We start from the raw sequence: 20,308 nt of genomic DNA on the forward strand, positions 1-20,308 counted from the left end.
ATTTTTACAATAATCAGTCCACAACAGAGATTTTGATAGTGTTGGTACGTTCTTTTTTCAAAATAGGCATGCTGGCGGTATGAATAACTTTGTCTCCTTTCTGCACCACTCCTCTGTCCTTGAGCACTTTAATAACATCTGCGAAAGTTTCGTCAGTACTCAAAAACTGGTCATAATAGAATCCTCTCACACCCCATACTAAGTTCATTCTATTGAGAAGAACTTCATTGTCGGTAAAAATAAAAATGGCGGCTTCAGGTCTAAAAGATGACACTTTATATCCGTTATACCCCGACCTTGTCATGCCTGCAATAACCTTAGCTTGTATATGATCACTCATACGCACAGCGGTAAAGCATATTTCATCTGAAAGGAAAATAGGTGAGTCGGAAGTGGGCTTTCCACCTTTGTAATACACACGTTTGTCCTTTTCCAGCTCTCTGACAATCTTGTCCATAGTTTCAACCACAAGCACGGGATGTTCTCCCACCGAGGTTTCTCCGCTGAGCATTACTGCATCTGCACCGTCAATAACAGCATTAGCAACATCAGTAACCTCTGCCCGTGTCGGCATGGAGCGTTCTATCATACTTTCCATCATTTGCGTAGCAATAATGACAGGTTTGGCTTTAATAAGGCATTTTTCAACAATCTCTTTTTGAATCAAAGGAACTCGTTCAATGGGCATCTCCACACCTAAATCGCCACGAGCTACCATGATGCCATCTGTTACTTCAATGATTGAATCAATATTTTGTACTGCTTCGGGTTTTTCAATTTTGGCAATAACAACAGCATCGCTCCCTGCTTTTGCAATTCTGTTTTTCAAATCTACAATATCTGCTGCACTTCTCACAAATGACAATCCCACCCATTCTACATTATTTTTTAAGCCAAAGGCTAAATCTTGAATATCCTTTGGGGTCAACGCAGGAAATGAAACCTTGGTTTCCGGTAAGTTAAATCCTTTATTAGACTTAAGAACACCACCTTCCAACACTTCTGCTTCTACTTGATTATCATTCAGGACTTTGATTATTTTAATGAGTATTTTACCGTCATCCAACAGAATCCTCTCTCCCGGCTTTACATCATGGCTAAGCGAGTCAAAACGAATAGGAATCAGCTTTTCGCTACCAGCGACATCATTGGAGGTCAGCATGACCATTGCACCTTTGCGAAGCATGTAACCATCTTCTCCCATATTGCCCACACGTAGTTTCGGACCCTGTAAATCCAACAAGATACATACATTGGAGTGTAATTCTTTGTTGACTGCTCTTACATTTTCTATTACTTGCTGATGCTGCTCATAAGTCCCATGAGACATATTGACTCTGCACACATCAACACCTGCCATAATGATTTTCTTAATCATTTCGAGAGAGGATGTAGCAGGACCAATAGTTGCAACAATCTTTGTACGGTTAAATGTGGGTTTATATACGTTTTTCAACATAGTTTCAATTATATATTAATTCTTTAATCTTCAAATTATTTCCCATTTTGAGTGGAATTACAGAGCTGACACCTTGGGTTTTCTTTAATTTAGCAATGATTTGAGACAGAAAATCACCAGGGTCTTCTCCTTTAGATATCAATACAAATTCAGGAATCGGTTTTGTATTGATAAGGACTTGACCTTGTACACCGCGATTTTTGTATAAAAACAACTCAACTTCCCAATCTGTAAAATGGTTGTAATAGCCAAAATAAAAGTCTTTTATGGTGTTTGATATGACTCCTATCTCTTTATCTCTACGCTCAAATCCCAATTCACACTCTTTATCGAACTCCCAAAGCAGTTTGTAATACTTATCAGCATAATATATTACATAACCATGAATAGCTGAGTTCATTTTGCAAAACTAATCTAAAACTCGATACTGCTATCCTCGCAAAAATCTGACAATTCGGATTAAATGTAGATTAATCCAGTATTGGCGAAACAGGCAAATACATCTGCATACCGGCTCTTTCTTTTGCAGCTTGTAGATTAAGATAATATGGATAAAAATCGCCCAGTTGCGTTTTTAATTTACTTTGGTTATAGGCAGTACTCATATTAAATAACATGGAAGTAAAATTGTCATTCTTTGGCAGATAGATAATTTTGTAATCACCTGAATCTATACCGGCTTTATTTACTGCAATATCAATGGCAGTTTGAATTCCCCCTACCACATCTGCTAAACGATTCTGAATCGCATCTGCGGCAATCCAAATCTTCCCCTCTGCCACATTTTCAACCGACACACTGTCCAAACCCCTTCCTTCTCTAACAACCTTTGTAAAATCGTAATACACTTTATTGACCCCATTTTGGATGATAGTTCTTTCGCTTTCGGTAAAATTTCTTCCCGGCATGCCCATATCTGCATATTCACCTGTTTTTACAGATTCAAAAGATAATCCGAGTTTATCTTTCAAAAAAGCACTTACATTGGGATATAAGGCAAACACACCAATTGAACCTGTGAGAGTGTACTTTGATACTACAATTGTGTCTGCAGGTGCAGAAAGATAGTAGCCACCGCTCGCAGCCACATCTCCCATAGAAATAATGACAGGTTTCACTTTTTTTATCAAGGAGATTTCTCTCCATAATTGGTCAGAACCATAAGCGCTGCCCCCCGGAGAGTTCACTCTGACAACCATCGCTTTGATATCCTTGTTATATCTGATTTTGCGTAATGTGTTCAAAAGTGATTTGCAAGTTGCCTGCCCTCCTACTTCATTATTATTGTAGTTAATATCTCCATCTATATAAACAAATGCTATCTGATTAGGAGCATTCATTTTTCTCAGATTAGGTCCTGCCATTTTACGGTATTTTGAGATTTTGGTAAAACAAATCTTTTCATTCAGATTGCTACCAATCTTCTCCTTAATTAAGTCTGCCACTTGGTCTTCGTACCACACACCGTCAATCCATTTGTTTTCCAAGGCTTGTTGAGGTGTTTGAACCCGAAAACCTGAAACTTGATTTTTGAAATCTTCTTTGTTGATACTCCTATTTTGAGCAATGTCCTCACAAAATAAATCAAACACAGCGTTGATATAGCGCTGAATTTGTTGCTTGTTGGGTTCACTCAGTTGGTTTTGAGTAAATACCTCTGCGGCTCCTTTGTGCGTACCTACCTTAAAAAGTTCCATCTTTACACCCAATTTATCTAAGAGCCCCGTGTAAAAAACTACATTAGAACTTAGACCATCAACCGCAATATTACCTGCAGGATTCATAAATATACTGTCACAAGCACTAGCGACAAGGTAATTCTTTTCAGTAAGATACTCACAATATGCATACACAAACTTGCCTGATTTTTTGAAAGTCTTGATTGAGTTTACAATTTCTTCAATGGTACCATAACCTGCAGAAAGCAATCCGGGTCTGATTAGCACTCCTTTCACGTTGTCATCTTTTGCAGCTCTTTGGAGGTTATAAATGATTTCATCTAAACCTAATGGCATATCAACTTCTTTGTCAAATAACTCAACAAGTGGATTGTCTTGAGTTTGCTCGTTGATTAGATAATTCAGATTTAATTCAAGCACCATATCTTTTTTGGGCTGAGTCGATTGATTACCAAAAGCTGCAACCATTCCTGCTATAAGAATTCCTCCAATAAACAGAACCAAAATGATTGAAACAAAAAAACCTAAGACAGAGGCAAAGAAAAATTTGAAAAATTGCTTCATACGCGATAACTTTAAATACGCCACAAAAATACAGACACCACCCTATCTTAATTTGGCATATCGATTAACAAAGCTAAAAGCAGACACATAAATCCTTTATAATCAACTTATCTATAAATTAACTTTGTTAGTCCTAACACCCATCGCTCATTCCCAATTATCTTTGTTGCAAATTAGCAATTTTGCTAAAAACATAATCTATATGCAATGAACAAATTCCTACTTTTGCCACTATCAATATGAGTCAGAAACAAACCCAATTAAAAGACTATCAGAATAAGGATTTTGAGCGGGGGCGTTCATTATTGATAACCTTTATTTGGTATGCTGTCAGCAACATATTCATAAATTCATATCTATTTCCCAGCTATACACTCAAAAGGTTCTTATTAAGACTTTTTGGAGCAGAAATTGGCATAGGCGTACTGGTTAAACCTAAAGTCAACATTAAGTATCCTTGGAAACTTAAGATAGGTAACCATGTTTGGATAGGCGAAAACGTTTGGATTGACAATTTAGATAAAATTACGATTGGTAACAATGTGTGTATTTCTCAGGGAGCAATGCTTATTTGCGGTAACCATAATTATAAAAAATCTGAATTTGACCTTACAACCAAGCCGATAGTATTGGAAGAAGGTGTTTGGTTAGGTGCAAAATCAATTGTTTCAGGAGGCGTTACATGCAAAAGTCACAGCGTGTTATCAATTGCATCCGTAGCCTCCTCCGATTTAGCCCCATACAGCATTTATAGAGGAAACCCCGCCATTAAAATCAAAGATAGAAACATTGCATAATCTCAAAGTTTCCATTATAACGGTTGTTTACAATGGCAGCAAAACCATTGCCCAGTGTATTGAATCAGTTATTGGACAAAATTACCCGAATATTGAATACATTGTAATTGACGGCAATTCCACAGATGGAACCCAAGCTATTGTAGCAGCCTATCAACACAAGATTTCTACTTTTGTGAGCGAACCCGACAAAGGCTTATATGACGCTATGAATAAAGGAGTACAACGAGCAAGCGGGGACATTGTGGGTATAGTAAACGCAGATGACTTCTTGGCAGATAATCTTGTGATTAGTCGGATTGTCAAACTTTTTGAAGATAATGACACGGATGCTGTTTGCAGCAGTGTAGCCATATACAAGAATGAAGACTTTGTCAAACCTTGGCGTTTTTATGATGCCACTCGATTTCGTTTGTGGCAGTTTAGAATCGGGATTCAACCCCCTCACCCGGGATTTTATGTAAAAAGGACATATTATCAGAATTTGGGGCTATATGATACCCAATTTAGAATTTCCGGTGATTTTGACATTTTACTGCGTATGTTGTATGTACATAAAATCAAAGCAACTTATACCAAATTCATCAGCGTCAAAATGCGCGATGGCGGCATTAGTAGTAAGGATTGGGAGAGCAAAATCAAGATGAACAAAGAAGACCTTATTTCCCTCAAAAAATATGGCATAAAAAGTAACATTGTGTTGATATGGTTCAAGTATTTCATTAAGGTCTTCCAATTACTCAAATGAAAACTCAAAGTATGCAAGACTCTTATTTTACAGACCGCGTTTTCGATAAAAATAGCAAACTTATCAAAGGCGAATACGAAAACTGCACCTTTAATAACTGTAACTTGAATGGATTAGATTTATCGGAATCTTCATTTTACGACTGTATTTTTAATGGATGCGATTTCAGTTTGGCAAAGCTCAACAAAACAACCTTTAATACTATTCGATTTAAAGATTGTAAAATGTTAGGCTTGAGATTTGACACATGCAATTCCTTTGGTCTTTCGTTTTCATTTGAAGGCTGTTTATTGAATCATGCATCTTTTTTCAAAACTAAAATTCCCAAAACCATTTTCAAGAATTCCCAATTAGAAGGGGTAGATTTTTCAGAAGCTGAGATGAGTAGCGTAATTTTTGACAACTGCAATTTATTGCATGCCGTTTTCAGCCATTCAAAAATAGATAAAGCGGACTTCAGAACCGCATATAACTATACCCTTGACCCTGAAATAAACTTCATCAAAAGCGCAAAATTTGCCATGTCGGGCATTCATGGATTACTCAGCAAATACAATATTGAAATTGAATGAAACATTCCGACTTGGGAAAAACGATATTCAACGTAAGTATTTCATTGATAACGAATCCAAAGATGATTTTATAACGGAATAAAAAGTATGTTCATCAAGCAGTAGATGAGAACATATTATTTTCAAAATCTCTATTGCACAATAAAAATACAGTATCTATCTTCGCACGCCTTAAATTACATCAGATTATACATGGAATCAGCTCTACTCATATTTTTAGAGATAATTAAATTTACATTACCTTCGGTTGTAGTTGCTGTCATTACCTATTTGCTCATCAGCAAATTAAATGAAGACAGTCAAAAAAGACTTGAATATGAAATACGCAAATCAAATGCAAAAAGTTTTACTCCCATCAAACTACAAGCTTACGAGAGATTGGTATTACTATTAGAGCGTATTAGTCCACCAAAATTAATTCAAGAATACAACACACCGGGTCTAAGTGCACTTGAGTTAAAAAACATCATGATGGTGGCAACCCATACTGAGTTTTCACACAATATTTCACAACAGATATACATTTCTAATCAAGCGTGGACATTTACCAAATTAGTCAAAGAAGAGGTAATTGAATTTATTATTCAGTCATATAATATGCTCACTCCGGAAGCTACCGGCATTGACCTGAGCAAGATAATGATTGATAAAATGATAGAGACTAACTCTCAACCTACCCAAAAGGCTATAGATTTCCTTAAAGCTGAAATCCGACTTTATTTTTAACTAAAACAAATGTCAGAAAGGATTTTCAACGATTCAGGAATAGAAATCAAAAGTGAATATATTGGTGGAACTGAACGTGCAGGAGAATTCCCTTATACCCGAGCAATTCGGAAAGAGCAGTATAGAGGCAAATTATGGACGATGCGCCAGTATGCAGGTTTTAGTACTGCGGAAGAATCCAATAAAAGATACCACTACTTATTAAATAAAGGCACAACAGGACTTTCGGTAGCATTTGATTTACCTACTCAAATTGGCTATGATTCAGACCACGCAATGAGTATGGGCGAAGTAGGCAAAGTGGGTGTAGCCATTGATTCGCTCAAAGACATGCAAATTTTGTTTGACGGAATTAAATTGGAAGATATTACCACTTCCATGACCATCAACGCTACCGCCTCCACCCTTCTTGCTATGTACATTGCATTGGCAAAACAACAAGGAGCTGACCTAAAAAAAATATCCGGCACTATTCAAAACGACATTCTTAAAGAATACATAGCACGCGGAACCTACATATATCCACCCAAGCCTTCTATGAGAATTATTACAGATATTTTTGAATATTGCAGCAAAGAAGTACCCAAATGGAACACTATTTCAATATCCGGATATCATATTAGAGAAGCAGGTTCTACAGCCATACAAGAACTTGCATTCACGCTGGCAAACGGCAAAACCTATGTAAAATCAGCTATTGAAAAAGGTCTTGACATCAATGTCTTTGGCAAAAGGCTGTCATTTTTCTTCAATGCACACAATGATTTTTTTCAAGAAGTAGCAAAATTCCGTGCTGCCAGACGGATGTGGGCACAAATAATGAAAGAAATGGGAGCTACCGATCCCCATGCCATGATGTTGCGTTTTCACACCCAAACCGGAGGTTCAACACTGACAGCACAACAACCTGAAAACAATATAATCAGAGTAGCCATCCAGGCTATGAGTGCTGTGTGTGGAGGAACCCAATCACTGCACACCAATGGTTATGACGAGGCTCTGTCACTACCCACCGAAAAAGCAGCCGCTTTAGCACTTCGCACACAACAAATCATTGCTCATGAAAGTGGTGCTGCATTAACAGACGACCCACTTGGAGGCTCTTACTATATTGAAGAACTGACAAATCAAATTGAAACCGAAGCTGCCAAACTAATTGCGAATATTGAACACATGGGTGGAGCTATTTCCGCAATCGAACAGGGATTCATGCAACAAGAAATTGCAAATAGTGCATATAAATACCAGAAAGCAATCGAAAGCGGAGCCAAGGTTATTGTGGGTGTAAACAATTTTATTGAAGAAGAGCATAGAACTGAAACTATTCTTAAAATTGATGATAGCATCAGACAAAGTCAAGCAGCAAAATTGGAACATCTCAAGAACAATCGCGACAAAGCTAAAACCGCATTATTGCTATCTGAGGTAGAGAATGCAGCCAAAGAAAACAGGAATTTAATGCCTTATATAATAGAAGCTGTCGAAGGTCTTGCCACTTTAGGTGAAATCTCAGACAGATTGAGAAAAATATTTGGCGAGCATAAAGGATAAATGTTAATTTAGCGTCTTGCAAAATTAACATTTGTTAGTTCTTTAATGTATAATAACGAAGTAGTCAATGTTTCCTATGTAAAAAAGAATATTAAAATACAAGCGAAATATTTTTTTTTAAAGTCAAAATTATTGACAATTTAGCAACCGCAAAGAACGGCTGTTGATAAAGTGACGAAAACTTTATACACCAAAGGAAAGAGCAAAAAGGAGAAAAATAAATATGACAGAAGAACAACTAAATCACGAAGGAGCATGGGCTAAGTGCCTTAAAATTTTCAGAGATAATCTTACACCTCAAAGTTTTAAGACTTGGTTTGAGCCTATATCGCCTATTAAATTAGAAAATAAGATTCTCACTATTCAAGTACCCAGTCAATTTTTTTATGAGTGGATAGAAGAGCACTATGTTGATTTACTACAAAAAACCCTTCGCAAAGTTTTAGGTCCCGGAGCCAAATTAGAATACAATATTATCGTTGAAAACTCCAATGCAAGCAAAATACCTTACACTGTCAACCTCCCAACCTCTAAACAAAATAAAAATACTTCAAACGAAGTAAACATGCCTCTTGAAGTAATTGCTGAAATAAAAAATCCTTTTGTCATTCCTGGAATCAAGCGCCTGAATATCAACAGCCAACTCCAAAGCAGATATAATTTTGACAACTTCATTGAGGGCGAATGTAACAGACTTGCTCGCTCAGCAGGATTTTCGATAGCACAGCAACCCGGAGAAACCGCTTTTAACCCATTGATGATTTTTGGAGGTACCGGTTTAGGCAAGACGCACTTGGTACAAGCCATAGGCAACCAAGTGAAAATCAACCACAAAAATAAAGTGGTGCTGTATATACAAACCGGAAAATTCACGAATCAATATGTAGAAGCTTGTAAAAACAACACTCATAACGATTTTATCAATTTTTATCAGCAAATTGATGTATTGATAGTGGACGATGTACATGAGCTTTCCAAAAAGGAAAAAACACAAGAAATCTTTTTTCAGATTTTCAACCATTTACACCAAAACGGAAAACAAATTATCCTCACATCCGACAGACCTCCCAAGGACATTAAAGATGTAGATGAAAGACTACTCAGCAGATTCAAATGGGGATTAAGTGCAGATATTGAAACTCCAGACTTTGAGACCAGAATCAATATTCTGGAAAACAAAATTTACAATGAAGGAATTACTTTCACTAGAGAAGTAATTGAATACATTGCTCACAACCTTGACAACAATATCAGAGAATTGGAAGGAGCATTGATTTCATTGTTAGCACAATCTTCACTGAACAGAAAAGAAATTGATTTAGATTTAGCAAAGCAAGTAATGAAGAACCTGGTTAAGAATGCCGCAAGGGAAATTTCTATTGACTTTATACAGAAAGTCGTTTGCGACTACTATAATATAGATGTCGATACTGTCAAATCCAAGACCCGAAAGAGAGAGATTGTTCAAGCAAGGCAAATAGCAATGTTTTTTGCTAAAGATTTCACAAAAGCATCTCTCAAAAACATTGGTTCACATTTCGGTGGGCGCGACCACTCTACTGTTATTCATGCGTGTCAGACTGTCAACGACCTGATTGATACTGACAAGAAATTCAGATATGATGTGGACGAACTTCAGAAACGCATCAAAATCAACACTATTTAAGCGCATTTGAAGTTTGCTGCAATTGACATTGGCTCTAATGGTATTAAATTTCTGATTAGCAGACCATTGGAGTTTGATACTCCCTACCCTGTATTCAAAAAAATTGAATTTACACGTCTGCCTCTCCGATTGGGCGATGACGTCTTTAAGCATAATGTTATTGGTGAAAAGAAAACCGCATTGCTAATTAAATCAATCAAAGCCTTTTCCCTGCTGATGGATGTTTACAATGTGGACTATTATCGCGCATGTGCCACCAGTGCGATGCGTGATGCAGAGAATTCAAAAAAAATTATCAAGAAAATAAAGGAAGATTGTGGCATTGAGGTTGAAATCATTTCCGGTGTCGAAGAATCAGGATTGATTATCAAATCCTTCTTGCATCAATTGGATGAGAAATCTGATTACATACATATTGATGTGGGAGGGGGAAGCACAGAAATTTCGCACCTGAAAAATCGTAAGGCATTAATTACCAAGAGCTTTAACATTGGCGTAGTCAGAATGAAAGAAGGCAAAGTCAAAAAGAAAGAATGGAATGAACTCAAAGATTGGGTAGAAAATTATTTTCCAAAACTCGGCAAACTAAAAACCATAGGGACCGGTGGAAGCATGAACAAACTCTATGAGTTAGCAAATGTAAAAGAAGGGGCATTCATGTCGTTGCGTAAACTAAGAAGCATCAATTACAAGATTCACAAAATGAGCCAACACGACAGGGTGTATAAGCTCAAACTCAATCCCGACCGTGCCGAAGTCATAGATTATGCAGGTGATATTTTTATTAATATATTGGAAGTAGCCAAGTCAGGACATATTATCTCTCCGGACTTTGGGCTGAAAGATGGAATAGTACAGGACTTATGGTCTGAATATTTTCACGACAAGAAATCTCCAAGTTTAAAAGCTGTTCCAAAATGATTTTTGTCATTAACCCCTACACAAATCCCTACTTCAACCTTGCTGCTGAAGAATTTTTGCTAAATCAATTTTCTCAAGGGTTTGTCATGCTTTGGCAAAATGACAACACTGTGGTTGTGGGTAAACATCAGAATGCATTGGCTGAAATTGATTTAAGATATATCAACAAAAACAACATTAAACTTACCCGTAGAATATCAGGCGGAGGAACGGTTTTTCATGATAAAGGTAATTTGAATTTTTCTATTGCGCTTCCTCTCAAAAATGAAAGCAAAATCATTGATTTCAGAAGGTTTATAGATCCTGTCATTGAATACCTTAACTCCATTCATATCAATGCTGAAGCAAGCGGTAGAAATGACATCATTGTTGGCAACCTGAAAATCAGTGGAAATGCTGAGCACCATTTCAGAAAAGAAAAACTCATTTTACATCATGGGACACTCCTATTTGATTCGGATTTAGAAAATCTCGGGAATGCAATCCGCAATCTTCATAATAAATATTCAGACTTAGCAGTGCAATCCATCAGAAGTAGTGTTGGAAATATCCGTCCGATGCTTAACCAAGACATGAGCTTAGAAAGTTTTGCAAATGGGCTTAGCAAACATCTCATCAATCACTTTGGCATTACTCAAATACGAGATTTTACTTGTGACGAAACCGATCAGATTGAAGCATTAGCTGTTACTAAGTTCGAAAAAGATGAATGGAATTACGGGTATTCTCCTGCCTATATTTTCAATTCCGATTTTGAATATGAACATAAGCAAGGGAAAATTTACATGGAGGTAGAACGCGAATCAATAATAAAAAAAATCAAAATAGAACATCCCAACCGTATACTTTTTGATCAAATCGAAACATTGCTTGTGGGTCAAAAACATTTTCCAAACCGAGTGGACCATATCATCAAGCATTTGACACATAATCACAGCCATGAAATGGCAAATCTCACCTATAGCTTCTTTTAACGAATGAATAAATCTGAGAAAGTGATTCGAATTCTTCAAGTATTGGACGAGAAATTTCCCAGTCCACCTATTCCGTTGCATCATAAAGACACATATACGTTGTTAATTGCTGTTTTGCTTTCTGCACAATGTACTGACGAGAGAGTCAACAAGATTACCCCTCTTTTATTCGCGCAAGCAGACAATCCTTTTGATATGAGCCACCTTAGCGTAGAAGAGATTCGAGAAATAATCCGTCCTTGCGGGTTGTCTCCAGCAAAGTCAAAGGCGATTTTTGAGCTTAGTCGCATCCTCATTGATAAATACGATGGCAATGTTCCCAATCAAATTGATTTACTGGAAGAATTACCGGGTGTGGGACACAAAACAGCTTCTGTAATCATGTCACAAGCCTTTGGTGTGCCGGCTTTCCCCGTAGATACACACATACATCGGCTCGCATGGCGTTGGGGTTTGAGCAATGGCAAATCTGTTACTCAAACAGAAAACGATTTAAAAAGACTTATTCCAAAAGAATTGTGGAACAAAGCGCACTTACAGATTATCTATTTTGGCAGAACCTTCTGCCCCGCTCGCGGACACAATCCTCACACTTGCCCTATCTGCAATTTTGCCGGCAGAAAAGAATTGTTCAAGAAAGATTAAACTTTCTGTAACAATTCAAAACCACAATTGGTATTTTTAATTTTCCTCTTCCGGTTTTGCTGGTTCTTCCTTAGGTTCCGGATGTTTAGCCTGAAAATCTTTGATTCTGGCATTGACAAGGTCTTTGGGAAGGATATTATCCTCACCCAGCATATAAATAATAAACTCTTCCAAGCGGTTTTCGTCTATTTTCTTAGCAATTACTTTTTTCTCATTATCCAACAAGAAGATAGTCGGATTTGCTTGAATATCATAATTCTGCCTGTTGATAGGCCATGGAAAATAACGGTCTGTTTTACACACATTGGTAAACAACTTCATAAGTTCCGGATGCTCATTCGAGTATTTAACCCATTCATCATATTTACCTTCCGATGCAACTGCATATACTGAAATAGTATCTCCCATACGCTTTTTCAACTCTTCAACTTTGGGCAATACCGTTTTACAGTGTCCGCAGGTTGGATCCCAAAAAATTAAAACAGTATAACGCGCTTTCTCTTGGTATAGATGGTGAAATACCCCATTAATATCCTCACATCTCAAATCAGGAACTTTAGTTTTACAAGTTGTATAACCAATCTTCTCTGCTTTTTCACAAATCTTATTGATGAGTGTACTATCAGCCCAAAAAGCTTTGCCGGTACAATAAAATTGTTTTGCCATGTGAGCAAAAACTGCATCATGACACATCACTTTACTTGTTTCGTACTTACGTGTTAAATACCAGATATAAAATCTGAATAACTCTTTGTTGTTATCAAGTTTAGCTTCTACTTGGTCAATATATTTAATAAGAGAATCAGGATCTTGACTAACTACTTTATCAAAAAAGCGATCGATGATATTTTGGAAAATAGCACCGGGGGTTCTGGTCAAACCTTCTTCTTTGAAATCGACATTATCCCAATAATGAGCCACATAATAATTGTATTGCCATTGTTTTGCATCTTCAGGCTTCATACCGGCAGGTGCTTCGGGCACTTTGGGCTGGTCCATCATAAGCAATATGTGAGAGAGTAAATCTTTGGGATATTCGGCTATTTGTTTGTGTTTGTATTCCTGAACCTCATTGTCTATCGTTTTTTTGGCATTATCGTCTGTTGCTTTACTTCTCTCAAGCCCTTTTTGGGTTAAAAATAAGTTATAAGCAACAAAACGTGAATTCTCCGGAGAGCCAGTAATCTTCATCTCTTGATAATAATCCTCATGGGTAGTGTCTGTTTCAACCGTAAAATAATTATTATCTGTAGATAGAACTTCAAAGTAAGACATTCCGGGCAATAGTATCATATAAATACCCCTTTCTAGTCTGTCTTTACCGGTAAAAGTGGCTACACCTTTGGCATCAGCAAAGGCAGTATCTCTAGCATAAGGTTTATCTCCGAGATAATTGGCTAAAATGAACTGGCTGCCCGGCTTCATCCCCTTAATCTTGACAGCGATTGCATATCCGTCTTTTGCTGGTGGGTAATCATTTTTGTTATTCTTATTTTGAGCACAAGCAGTAAGCCCGGTGAGTAAAACGACTAAACTGAAAAGGTATTTTTTCATATATGTTTTTTGTTTTTAGATTTGCAAAGATAGGTTTTGACCCAACAAGTATTATACCAATGTAGATGAAAAATCCGAGTACATCGAATGAATTCTTTGAACAAGTGCTGGATGTTGTCAAACAAATCCCAAGAGGTAGAGTTACTTCATATGGTGCGATTGCACGCTTTCTGGGAGCAGCAAGTAGTTCGCGTATGGTTGGTTATGCACTCAACAATTTAGGGCATTATGACAAACACGATATTCCGGCTCACAGAGTGGTCAATCGAAATGGATTATTAACGGGAAAAGTACATTTTCAATCCGTTAGCATGGAAGAATTGCTCGCGCAAGAAGGAATTCTGGTCAAAGAAAATCAAGTGGTTGATTTTGAAGAAAAATTTTGGAATCCCGAATGTCTGCTTTCATAAAGATTATCAAACAATCCTTGCATTTTCTATTTTTGCCAACGTGAAATGGTTGTTGTTCCTTTTGGTTTTGATTTGCACCTTCTTTTCTTTGCAAGCTCAAAGAACAGACACTTCATATTCAAATGCCATTCAATTTAGGGGTTATGACGACAGTGTTTATTTACAAGAAAACCCATCCTTATCCTTATTAGCCGACACCTTTTACAAAGCTATTATTCATAAGAAAAAGGAATATATTCTCAATAATACTCCTACGAGGGACGCTTATCAACAATTTTTGGATTCAACCGCTAAACAAAAGTATTCTGAAACCACCTTCAGGTATAAGTTTTTACTGTTTAAGTCCGGATTAAACAGACAATTCAAACGTATTAATAAGGATGCAAAGGAATCAGAAATTAATTTTAAAAGAAGTGAGCCTATTCAATTCTTTTTAGAACATGGCACACACCCGGACTATGACAGGGAATTTTGTTATTTGAACTTGGAAATGAAACGGGGAAAGAAAGATAAAATACGCTTACGGATTTTGTTACTCAAAATGGATGAGAAATGGTATTTCGCAGATGATTTGAGTTTAATAATTATTACCCCAAAATAGGACTTTATTTTATATTTGGTGTGAACAGAATCACATCATAAGTATAGGTCTTACCGTTTTTGAGTTTCACTGAAACTGTAAATTTCTGGTCATTTTCGCTTTTGTCTAATTCAAAACTTGGGGTAAATACCAAGGTAGGCATTCCATAACCATTCTCTATGGGTTCTACTTTGACGGGGACTTCTTTGCCGGCACTATTTACCACTTTTAATACCGCTCCTTCCATATTTTCAAACATGGAAAATGTCCATTTAGAAAAGCAAAGCATTTTAGGAGTATAACCTGCATTAGGATAAGCAATGAAATGAGTCTTGTAATAACTTGTGTCATCTTTATTAGAATTGTCCATTACCCACAATACTTGCGAGGTGGGACCTGCTCCAAATCCCATATTGATAGACAAGGGATACTGAAGCCATCTGCGATTTCCTTGAGTGGAGTTGTTATCTCCCATTAATGCGGTAATCGCTATTGACGGATTAGACTCTTTTACCAAAAGGCTTTTATCTGCACCTTCTTTACTAAATTCTGTATAACATCTCAAACCATCAACCGGATTATGAGTCAGGTTTTTGTTAGCTTCAAAAGTGAGAGCCGCGAATTGGCATCTTTCATTCATGTCTTTGGTAAAATAGACCTGCTTGCGAACACCTGAAATCCTCCTGAAATAATTTACTCTTTGTAATACCTTTTCATAAACTGCGTGAGGGATTGTGCCTGCCTCACAGTTAGCCGGCAACATATCGGTAGTGAATGCAATTTCACCTTCTTTAGGCTCCTTTCCCCATCCTGCTATGCGCGAGCCGTAGTAATTCATTTTAAAATCAAGGTTAGCAATACTTTTGAGTTTAACTTCTTTGAGAAACTTTGCATCTGCAGGAAATTCTGTAAGTGCATTTTCATAAACTTGATATGCTCTAAAGAAGTAATTATTTGCAGCAAGAGAGTCCATGAACCTGAATTTAACATTTTTATAAATACCAGCAATTTTCGCCTTATTCTTGCTTTTGCTAATTTCTGTAAACATCTCATGAGCATAATCAAGGGACAGAAGCGGTAATTCTCCATTAGCCCATCTGGAAATCAAATCAATAAGCTGGGCTTCGTTTTCTCCTTTTCTATTTAGTCTTTTGTATTCTGACAAAAGCATCAAAACAGCAAAATCTTTTTTGCCCTCTTTAAATTCTTTTTCTGCTACTGAAATGTATTCCTTTCCACTAACAAAATCTTTATTGAGCGTTTCACTTACCCACTTTTGACTTAACCAAGCAAAAATATCTTTATGATAGCGCACTGAGGAATAATCCAACAACTTTCTGAATATTTCCAAGGGGGTGTTAGCAACAAAAATGTCGAATTTCTCAATCAAATTTCTGTCTGAGCGCTTGGCTCTATCTAATCTATCCAGCACAAAAATGCCCAATAATGAATCTGCATCCGCAATCTCTGAGTTGGCAATAGCATTCTTAAACAAATAAATATAGAGTGCATTTTCTTTAATCAGAAAGAACGAATCAGTAGGAAAATCCTGCAATGCAGCCCTCACTTCTGCCAGATAATTCAAAGAGGGCATCATGTTTCTAACGTTCACTCTATACAAACCATAGCGATTACCTTTTAAAATATAATCATCCGGATACATCTCCAAACCCATGGATATATACTGTCCGGCAGAATCCCACTTTTCTGCACCCATATAATATTCAGTCAAAAATCGAAATACTTTGAACTGAGCCACATTTTTGTAACCACTGTTTGAATAGGTTGAAAAATCCAGTTGCGCCACTGTTTTAAAAAATTCTACAGCATCCGGCTTCATTCCTTCATACCAATAACAAGAGCCTAGATAAAAGAGCGCACTTGTATCATTTGGGTTAAACTTAATACTCAACTTAAAATACTGTTCTGCCTTGTTATAGCGTTCTTGTTTGAAAAATTTTTCGCCCTCTGCATTATTGTCTTTTGCCAACAACACCAAATAATCTTTGAATACTGTTTCAACCAACCCTTTTTCATCTCGTTCCAATGCTTTTTGGGCTGCCTTCACCGCATCCTTTAGTCCGTCACTGTACTTTTGAGAGGTGGCGGGTGTCTTAAATAAGTAATATAATGACTGAGATTTATACATTAAAGCAAGCACATCTCTGCTGTTCTTTTTCAATGCTTTTTCAGAGTGTTTGAGCGCTCTTTCATATTTCTTTTCTTTTAATGCCTTTTCTGCTTTAATCGTTGACTTTTGTTGAGCCGCAACAAACAATGGAACGATAACGAAAAATAATAGCAGACTTTTCTTAATGGTATTGTAATATTTTCTCATTTGCATAATTTCTATCTGATTTGGTTAATGCTCCAGGCTTGTGGTTTGTCACTAAATAGTTTTTTTGTTTGTGTCCAAGTTGATTTGAAAAGTTCGCTATTTCTATAATTTTCAAGGGCTTCTACACTATCCCACAAACTTAATGTAAACATCACGTTAGGACAACCTGCTTGTGAATATAATTCGACTTTACAACAACCTTGCATCTGTTCTATATGAGGATGAACGCGGTCAAACAAACTCAGAAAGTTTTCCACCTCATCGGGCTTAAAAGTCATTTTCACTATTCTTTTTATCATGGCAATTAATATCTTTCAATGAATAAATGCTGTGTTTTGTCAAAACCAAAAAGTTGTTTCGCATTGCCAAATGTAAAAGAAATCTCCAAATAACCTGAGGCATTAAAAACAGCAATTAACTCACCCTGTACAGCTTGATAATAGCTCGCACTGATTCTTTCAATAGCATCACTTTGGTTCACAATTATTTTATATCTGTCTTTACCCACAAATGCATAAAATTCATCCTTGTGTAAGTTCACAATTGCATTACCATATCTATCGAAATAAACATAAAATGCTTTCAACCTATTTCCTTGTTGTTGAGGAGACTTGAACAACCTTTTCTCTGGTACAATTTCAGGAGTTTCTATGCCCGGAACTTTGTTATCAATTATTTTTTTAACCATTTCGGGATAAAAGCTTTCCATAAATGAAGGATGTGGAAATTGACCTAATGAAAAATACTCTGCATTATCTGACTTAAGTACCTCCGGCAGGATACCATTATCGGCTGCCAAAAACCAGTGATTACCTACTCGTGCTGCAATGTGATGAGTGGCATTATTGTTGACCCCAATAAGATGAAACACATTCCCTACAAAATTGTTTCGTACTGCATTCAGCATAAAAATAGCTTGTTCCAAATTCCATGGGAGAATATCGTGAGAGATGTCAATAACATTAACTTCTTCCAATTTTGCATACAGAGCACCTTTTACTCCGGCAACATAGTGGGAAGATGTTCCAAAATCAGAAATAAGAGTAATGATATTCACTAAATGAAAAACACTAATTTTGGGGCAAATTTATCGGACACTTTTAAAATAAAGGAATAGTTTGCAAGAAAAATTAATTACCATTGAAGGCATTGAGCCGCAACAAATTTACGGAAGTAACGACTACTTTCTGAACTTAATCAAAGAACTCTCTCCCAACATTAAAATTGTGGGGAGAGGCAATGAAATCAAAATCAAGGGAGCTGAAATAGACATTGAGCGTTTTGAATTGAAATTCAATCGCTATCTGGATTTTCTGAAAAAGGGAGCCCCTATTAATGACTATCAACTATTTGAACTCTTTGGTGATAACACATCTTCAAAACAAGACAAAAAAGATGGAACGATTCATACACACCACCATCCGCACGGAGTTGTAATTCTATATGGGAACGATGCTCGCCCGGTCATGGCCAAAACATTGAATCAACAAAAAATGGTTGAAAGTTGCGAGCAGAATGATGTTGTCTTTGCCGTGGGACCTGCCGGAACCGGTAAAACCTATACTGCTGTTGCGCTGGCTGTAAGAGCCTTAAAAAATAAAGAAGTTAAGAAAATCATCCTCACCCGCCCTGCTGTCGAAGCCGGAGAGAGTTTGGGATTTTTGCCCGGTGACTTGAAGGAAAAAATCGACCCTTATTTGCGACCGCTTTATGATGCGTTAGAAGATATGATTCCACTCGACAAACTCAAAACCTTTTTGGAAAACCGCACCATTGAGATTGCCCCGCTCGCTTTTATGCGCGGACGAACTTTGAACAACTGCTTTATTATTCTGGACGAAGCCCAAAACACTACCGATTTGCAACTTAAGATGTTCCTCACCCGTATGGGAAAAGAAGCTAAAGTTATTGTGACAGGCGACCTCAGCCAGGTGGACTTACCCCAAAAGCAAAAGTCAGGACTCAAAGTGGCTATCAAAATACTAAACGATATAGAAGGCATCAAAATCATTCACCTTAATAATAAAGATGTACTAAGACACAAACTGGTTGTAGAAATTCTGAAAGCGTACGAAAAGGAAGGAATTGTGGTTGGATAATCAGAAAAATATACATTTGCACGCTCAAAAAATATAATTGACGATTATGGCAGCAGAATTCGATACAGAACTAATGGCGACTAACTTCTTTTTTAGACACCAAAGTTCATTCTTTAGAGGTAAAGTTAGAGACGTTTATACCCTTGCAAACAAATATATAATCTTAGTAGCATGTGATCGTATCTCAGCATTTGACAACGTACTTCCCAGAGCAATTCCATACAAAGGACAAATCCTTACTCAGATTTCTTCTTTATTTCTTGACAAATGCAGCGATATTGTTCCCACATGGAAAATTGCCACACCTGACCCCAATGTTACAATAGGATACAAATGCGATGCAATTCCTGTAGAAATGGTCGTCCGCGGCTATTTATGCGGACATGCATGGCGTATATACAAATCCGGTAAACGTGTAATTTGTGGTGAGAAACTGCCGGAAGGACTTAAAGAAAATGACAAACTCCCTCAACCTATCATCACTCCTACATTTAAGAATCATGCCGGACACGATGAAGATATCACAATGGAAGACATCTTAGACCATAAGCTCTGCACAAAAAAACAACTTGAAACTATGGCGGAGGCATCTTTGAAATTATATGAAAGAGGCACACAATTGGCGGCAGAACGCGGTCTTATTTTGGTCGACACCAAATACGAATTCGGAATTTATGACAAGAAAGTAATGTTGATTGATGAGGTACACACTCCTGACTCTTCTCGCTTCTTTTATCTTGATTCGTATGCAAAAGCGCAGAAAGAAGGAAAACCGCAAAAACAACTTTCTAAAGAATTTGTGAGAGAATGGCTTATGCAAAATGGTTTTTGTGGCGAAAAAGGGCAATTGGTTCCCGAAATGACTTCTGAATTTATTCAATCTGTAACAGACCGTTACGTGGAAATGTATGAAACATTCACACAAAGCAAGTTTGCACCAAGAGATTATAACAACATTCAGAATCAAATAGAAAAATCAATCAACAACGCGATTGAATCATTGGAGTTTTAACTCTTCACATTTA

General features: G+C 37.0%; 20 protein-coding genes. 13 read left to right on the forward strand and 7 right to left on the reverse strand.

Annotated elements, in window-relative coordinates; translation table 11 throughout:
• Positions 1-13 precede the first annotated feature (13 nt).
• From pyk to sppA, 3 genes are all read right to left on the reverse strand, one after another.
• Positions 14-1,459: a pyruvate kinase gene (gene pyk, locus M9892_03945; protein MCO5253502.1), complete on the reverse strand. Its 1,446-nt coding sequence runs from the start codon at positions 1,457-1,459 to the stop codon at positions 14-16.
• Positions 1,460-1,463: 4 nt separating this feature from the next.
• On the reverse strand, positions 1,464-1,859 hold the full coding sequence (locus M9892_03950; protein ID MCO5253503.1) for a hypothetical protein: 396 nt from the start codon (positions 1,857-1,859) through the stop codon (positions 1,464-1,466).
• A gap of 70 nt (positions 1,860-1,929) precedes the next feature.
• The gene (sppA, locus tag M9892_03955; protein ID MCO5253504.1) at positions 1,930-3,702 is read right to left on the reverse strand and encodes a signal peptide peptidase SppA; all 1,773 of its coding nucleotides are present in this window, start codon (positions 3,700-3,702) and stop codon (positions 1,930-1,932) included.
• 239 nt (positions 3,703-3,941) lie between these two features.
• Here sppA and M9892_03960 point away from each other — a divergent pair, with 239 nt between their 5' ends.
• From M9892_03960 to nth, 9 genes are all read left to right on the forward strand, one after another.
• Complete coding sequence (locus M9892_03960; GenBank protein MCO5253505.1) at positions 3,942-4,499, forward strand: WcaF family extracellular polysaccharide biosynthesis acetyltransferase; 558 nt, start codon at positions 3,942-3,944, stop codon at positions 4,497-4,499.
• Positions 4,492-5,247 carry a glycosyltransferase gene (locus M9892_03965; GenBank protein ID MCO5253506.1) on the forward strand — a complete coding sequence of 252 codons (756 nt, stop codon included), beginning with the start codon at positions 4,492-4,494 and terminating at the stop codon, positions 5,245-5,247. Before M9892_03960 ends, M9892_03965 begins: the two co-directional genes overlap by 8 nt.
• Positions 5,244-5,819, forward strand: coding sequence for a pentapeptide repeat-containing protein (locus tag M9892_03970; protein MCO5253507.1), 576 nt, complete (start codon positions 5,244-5,246; stop codon positions 5,817-5,819). The genes M9892_03965 and M9892_03970 overlap by 4 nt, the downstream gene beginning before the upstream one ends.
• A 192-nt stretch (positions 5,820-6,011) precedes the next feature.
• The gene (locus M9892_03975; protein MCO5253508.1) at positions 6,012-6,545 is read left to right on the forward strand and encodes a hypothetical protein; all 534 of its coding nucleotides are present in this window, start codon (positions 6,012-6,014) and stop codon (positions 6,543-6,545) included.
• Positions 6,546-6,554: 9 nt separating this feature from the next.
• On the forward strand, positions 6,555-8,096 hold the full coding sequence (locus M9892_03980) for a methylmalonyl-CoA mutase family protein (GenBank protein ID MCO5253509.1): 1,542 nt from the start codon (positions 6,555-6,557) through the stop codon (positions 8,094-8,096).
• A gap of 223 nt (positions 8,097-8,319) precedes the next feature.
• Positions 8,320-9,762 carry a chromosomal replication initiator protein DnaA gene (dnaA, locus tag M9892_03985; protein ID MCO5253510.1) on the forward strand — a complete coding sequence of 481 codons (1,443 nt, stop codon included), beginning with the start codon at positions 8,320-8,322 and terminating at the stop codon, positions 9,760-9,762.
• A 6-nt stretch (positions 9,763-9,768) separates the two neighbouring features.
• Entirely contained in the window at positions 9,769-10,683 is a 915-nt protein-coding gene (locus M9892_03990) for a phosphatase (GenBank protein MCO5253511.1), read from the forward strand.
• Positions 10,680-11,657, forward strand: a complete 978-nt coding sequence (locus M9892_03995) for a lipoate--protein ligase (protein ID MCO5253512.1) — start codon at positions 10,680-10,682, stop codon at positions 11,655-11,657. The genes M9892_03990 and M9892_03995 overlap by 4 nt, the downstream gene beginning before the upstream one ends.
• Positions 11,658-11,660: 3 nt before the next feature.
• On the forward strand, positions 11,661-12,302 hold the full coding sequence (gene nth / locus M9892_04000) for an endonuclease III (GenBank protein MCO5253513.1): 642 nt from the start codon (positions 11,661-11,663) through the stop codon (positions 12,300-12,302).
• A 36-nt stretch (positions 12,303-12,338) separates the two neighbouring features.
• Here nth and M9892_04005 read toward each other — a convergent pair whose 3' ends face one another.
• Positions 12,339-13,856 carry a DUF5106 domain-containing protein gene (locus M9892_04005; protein ID MCO5253514.1) on the reverse strand — a complete coding sequence of 506 codons (1,518 nt, stop codon included), beginning with the start codon at positions 13,854-13,856 and terminating at the stop codon, positions 12,339-12,341.
• Between the two features lie 65 nt (positions 13,857-13,921).
• On the opposite strand from M9892_04005, the gene M9892_04010 reads away from it, so the two are divergent.
• Complete coding sequence (locus M9892_04010) at positions 13,922-14,266, forward strand: MGMT family protein (GenBank protein MCO5253515.1); 345 nt, start codon at positions 13,922-13,924, stop codon at positions 14,264-14,266.
• Positions 14,267-14,354: 88 nt separating this feature from the next.
• A complete protein-coding gene (locus M9892_04015; GenBank protein MCO5253516.1) occupies positions 14,355-14,867 on the forward strand; it encodes a hypothetical protein in 513 nt (170 codons plus the stop codon).
• 4 nt (positions 14,868-14,871) lie between these two features.
• On the opposite strand, the gene M9892_04020 is transcribed toward M9892_04015, so the two are convergent.
• Genes M9892_04020 through M9892_04030 form a run of 3 tightly spaced genes read right to left on the reverse strand, consistent with a single transcriptional unit; the run spans position 14,872 to position 18,241 of the window.
• On the reverse strand, positions 14,872-17,184 hold the full coding sequence (locus tag M9892_04020) for a hypothetical protein (protein MCO5253517.1): 2,313 nt from the start codon (positions 17,182-17,184) through the stop codon (positions 14,872-14,874).
• 11 nt (positions 17,185-17,195) lie between these two features.
• Positions 17,196-17,483 (reverse strand): antibiotic biosynthesis monooxygenase, encoded by a 288-nt coding sequence (locus M9892_04025; GenBank protein MCO5253518.1) that lies wholly within the window; start codon positions 17,481-17,483, stop codon positions 17,196-17,198.
• A 5-nt stretch (positions 17,484-17,488) separates the two neighbouring features.
• Entirely contained in the window at positions 17,489-18,241 is a 753-nt protein-coding gene (locus M9892_04030; GenBank protein ID MCO5253519.1) for an SAM-dependent chlorinase/fluorinase, read from the reverse strand.
• Positions 18,242-18,302: 61 nt separating this feature from the next.
• Between M9892_04030 and M9892_04035 the strand changes: the two genes are divergently transcribed.
• Together M9892_04035 and M9892_04040 are read left to right on the forward strand one after the other, a co-directional pair.
• Positions 18,303-19,283, forward strand: a complete 981-nt coding sequence (locus tag M9892_04035) for a PhoH family protein (protein ID MCO5253520.1) — start codon at positions 18,303-18,305, stop codon at positions 19,281-19,283.
• A gap of 46 nt (positions 19,284-19,329) precedes the next feature.
• A complete protein-coding gene (locus M9892_04040; protein MCO5253521.1) occupies positions 19,330-20,295 on the forward strand; it encodes a phosphoribosylaminoimidazolesuccinocarboxamide synthase in 966 nt (321 codons plus the stop codon).
• Positions 20,296-20,308 lie beyond the last annotated feature (13 nt).

This window comes from Bacteroidota bacterium, from assembly GCA_023957335.1.
GTDB lineage: Bacteria > Bacteroidota > Bacteroidia > NS11-12g > UBA955 > JALOAG01.

What these genes read in the sequence shown, in the direction of transcription:
- pyk (MCO5253502.1), bottom strand. Translation starts at nt 1,459, where the DNA reads ATGTTGAAAAACGTATATAAACCCACATTTAACCGTACAAAGATTGTT.
- M9892_03950 (MCO5253503.1), bottom strand. Translation starts at nt 1,859, where the DNA reads ATGAACTCAGCTATTCATGGTTATGTAATATATTATGCTGATAAGTAT.
- sppA (MCO5253504.1), bottom strand. Translation starts at nt 3,702, where the DNA reads ATGAAGCAATTTTTCAAATTTTTCTTTGCCTCTGTCTTAGGTTTTTTT.
- M9892_03960 (MCO5253505.1), top strand. Translation starts at nt 3,942, where the DNA reads ATGAGTCAGAAACAAACCCAATTAAAAGACTATCAGAATAAGGATTTT.
- M9892_03970 (MCO5253507.1), top strand. Translation starts at nt 5,244, where the DNA reads ATGAAAACTCAAAGTATGCAAGACTCTTATTTTACAGACCGCGTTTTC.
- M9892_03975 (MCO5253508.1), top strand. Translation starts at nt 6,012, where the DNA reads ATGGAATCAGCTCTACTCATATTTTTAGAGATAATTAAATTTACATTA.
- M9892_03980 (MCO5253509.1), top strand. Translation starts at nt 6,555, where the DNA reads ATGTCAGAAAGGATTTTCAACGATTCAGGAATAGAAATCAAAAGTGAA.
- dnaA (MCO5253510.1), top strand. Translation starts at nt 8,320, where the DNA reads ATGACAGAAGAACAACTAAATCACGAAGGAGCATGGGCTAAGTGCCTT.
- M9892_03995 (MCO5253512.1), top strand. Translation starts at nt 10,680, where the DNA reads ATGATTTTTGTCATTAACCCCTACACAAATCCCTACTTCAACCTTGCT.
- nth (MCO5253513.1), top strand. Translation starts at nt 11,661, where the DNA reads ATGAATAAATCTGAGAAAGTGATTCGAATTCTTCAAGTATTGGACGAG.
- M9892_04005 (MCO5253514.1), bottom strand. Translation starts at nt 13,856, where the DNA reads ATGAAAAAATACCTTTTCAGTTTAGTCGTTTTACTCACCGGGCTTACT.
- M9892_04010 (MCO5253515.1), top strand. Translation starts at nt 13,922, where the DNA reads ATGAAAAATCCGAGTACATCGAATGAATTCTTTGAACAAGTGCTGGAT.
- M9892_04020 (MCO5253517.1), bottom strand. Translation starts at nt 17,184, where the DNA reads ATGAGAAAATATTACAATACCATTAAGAAAAGTCTGCTATTATTTTTC.
- M9892_04025 (MCO5253518.1), bottom strand. Translation starts at nt 17,483, where the DNA reads ATGATAAAAAGAATAGTGAAAATGACTTTTAAGCCCGATGAGGTGGAA.
- M9892_04040 (MCO5253521.1), top strand. Translation starts at nt 19,330, where the DNA reads ATGGCAGCAGAATTCGATACAGAACTAATGGCGACTAACTTCTTTTTT.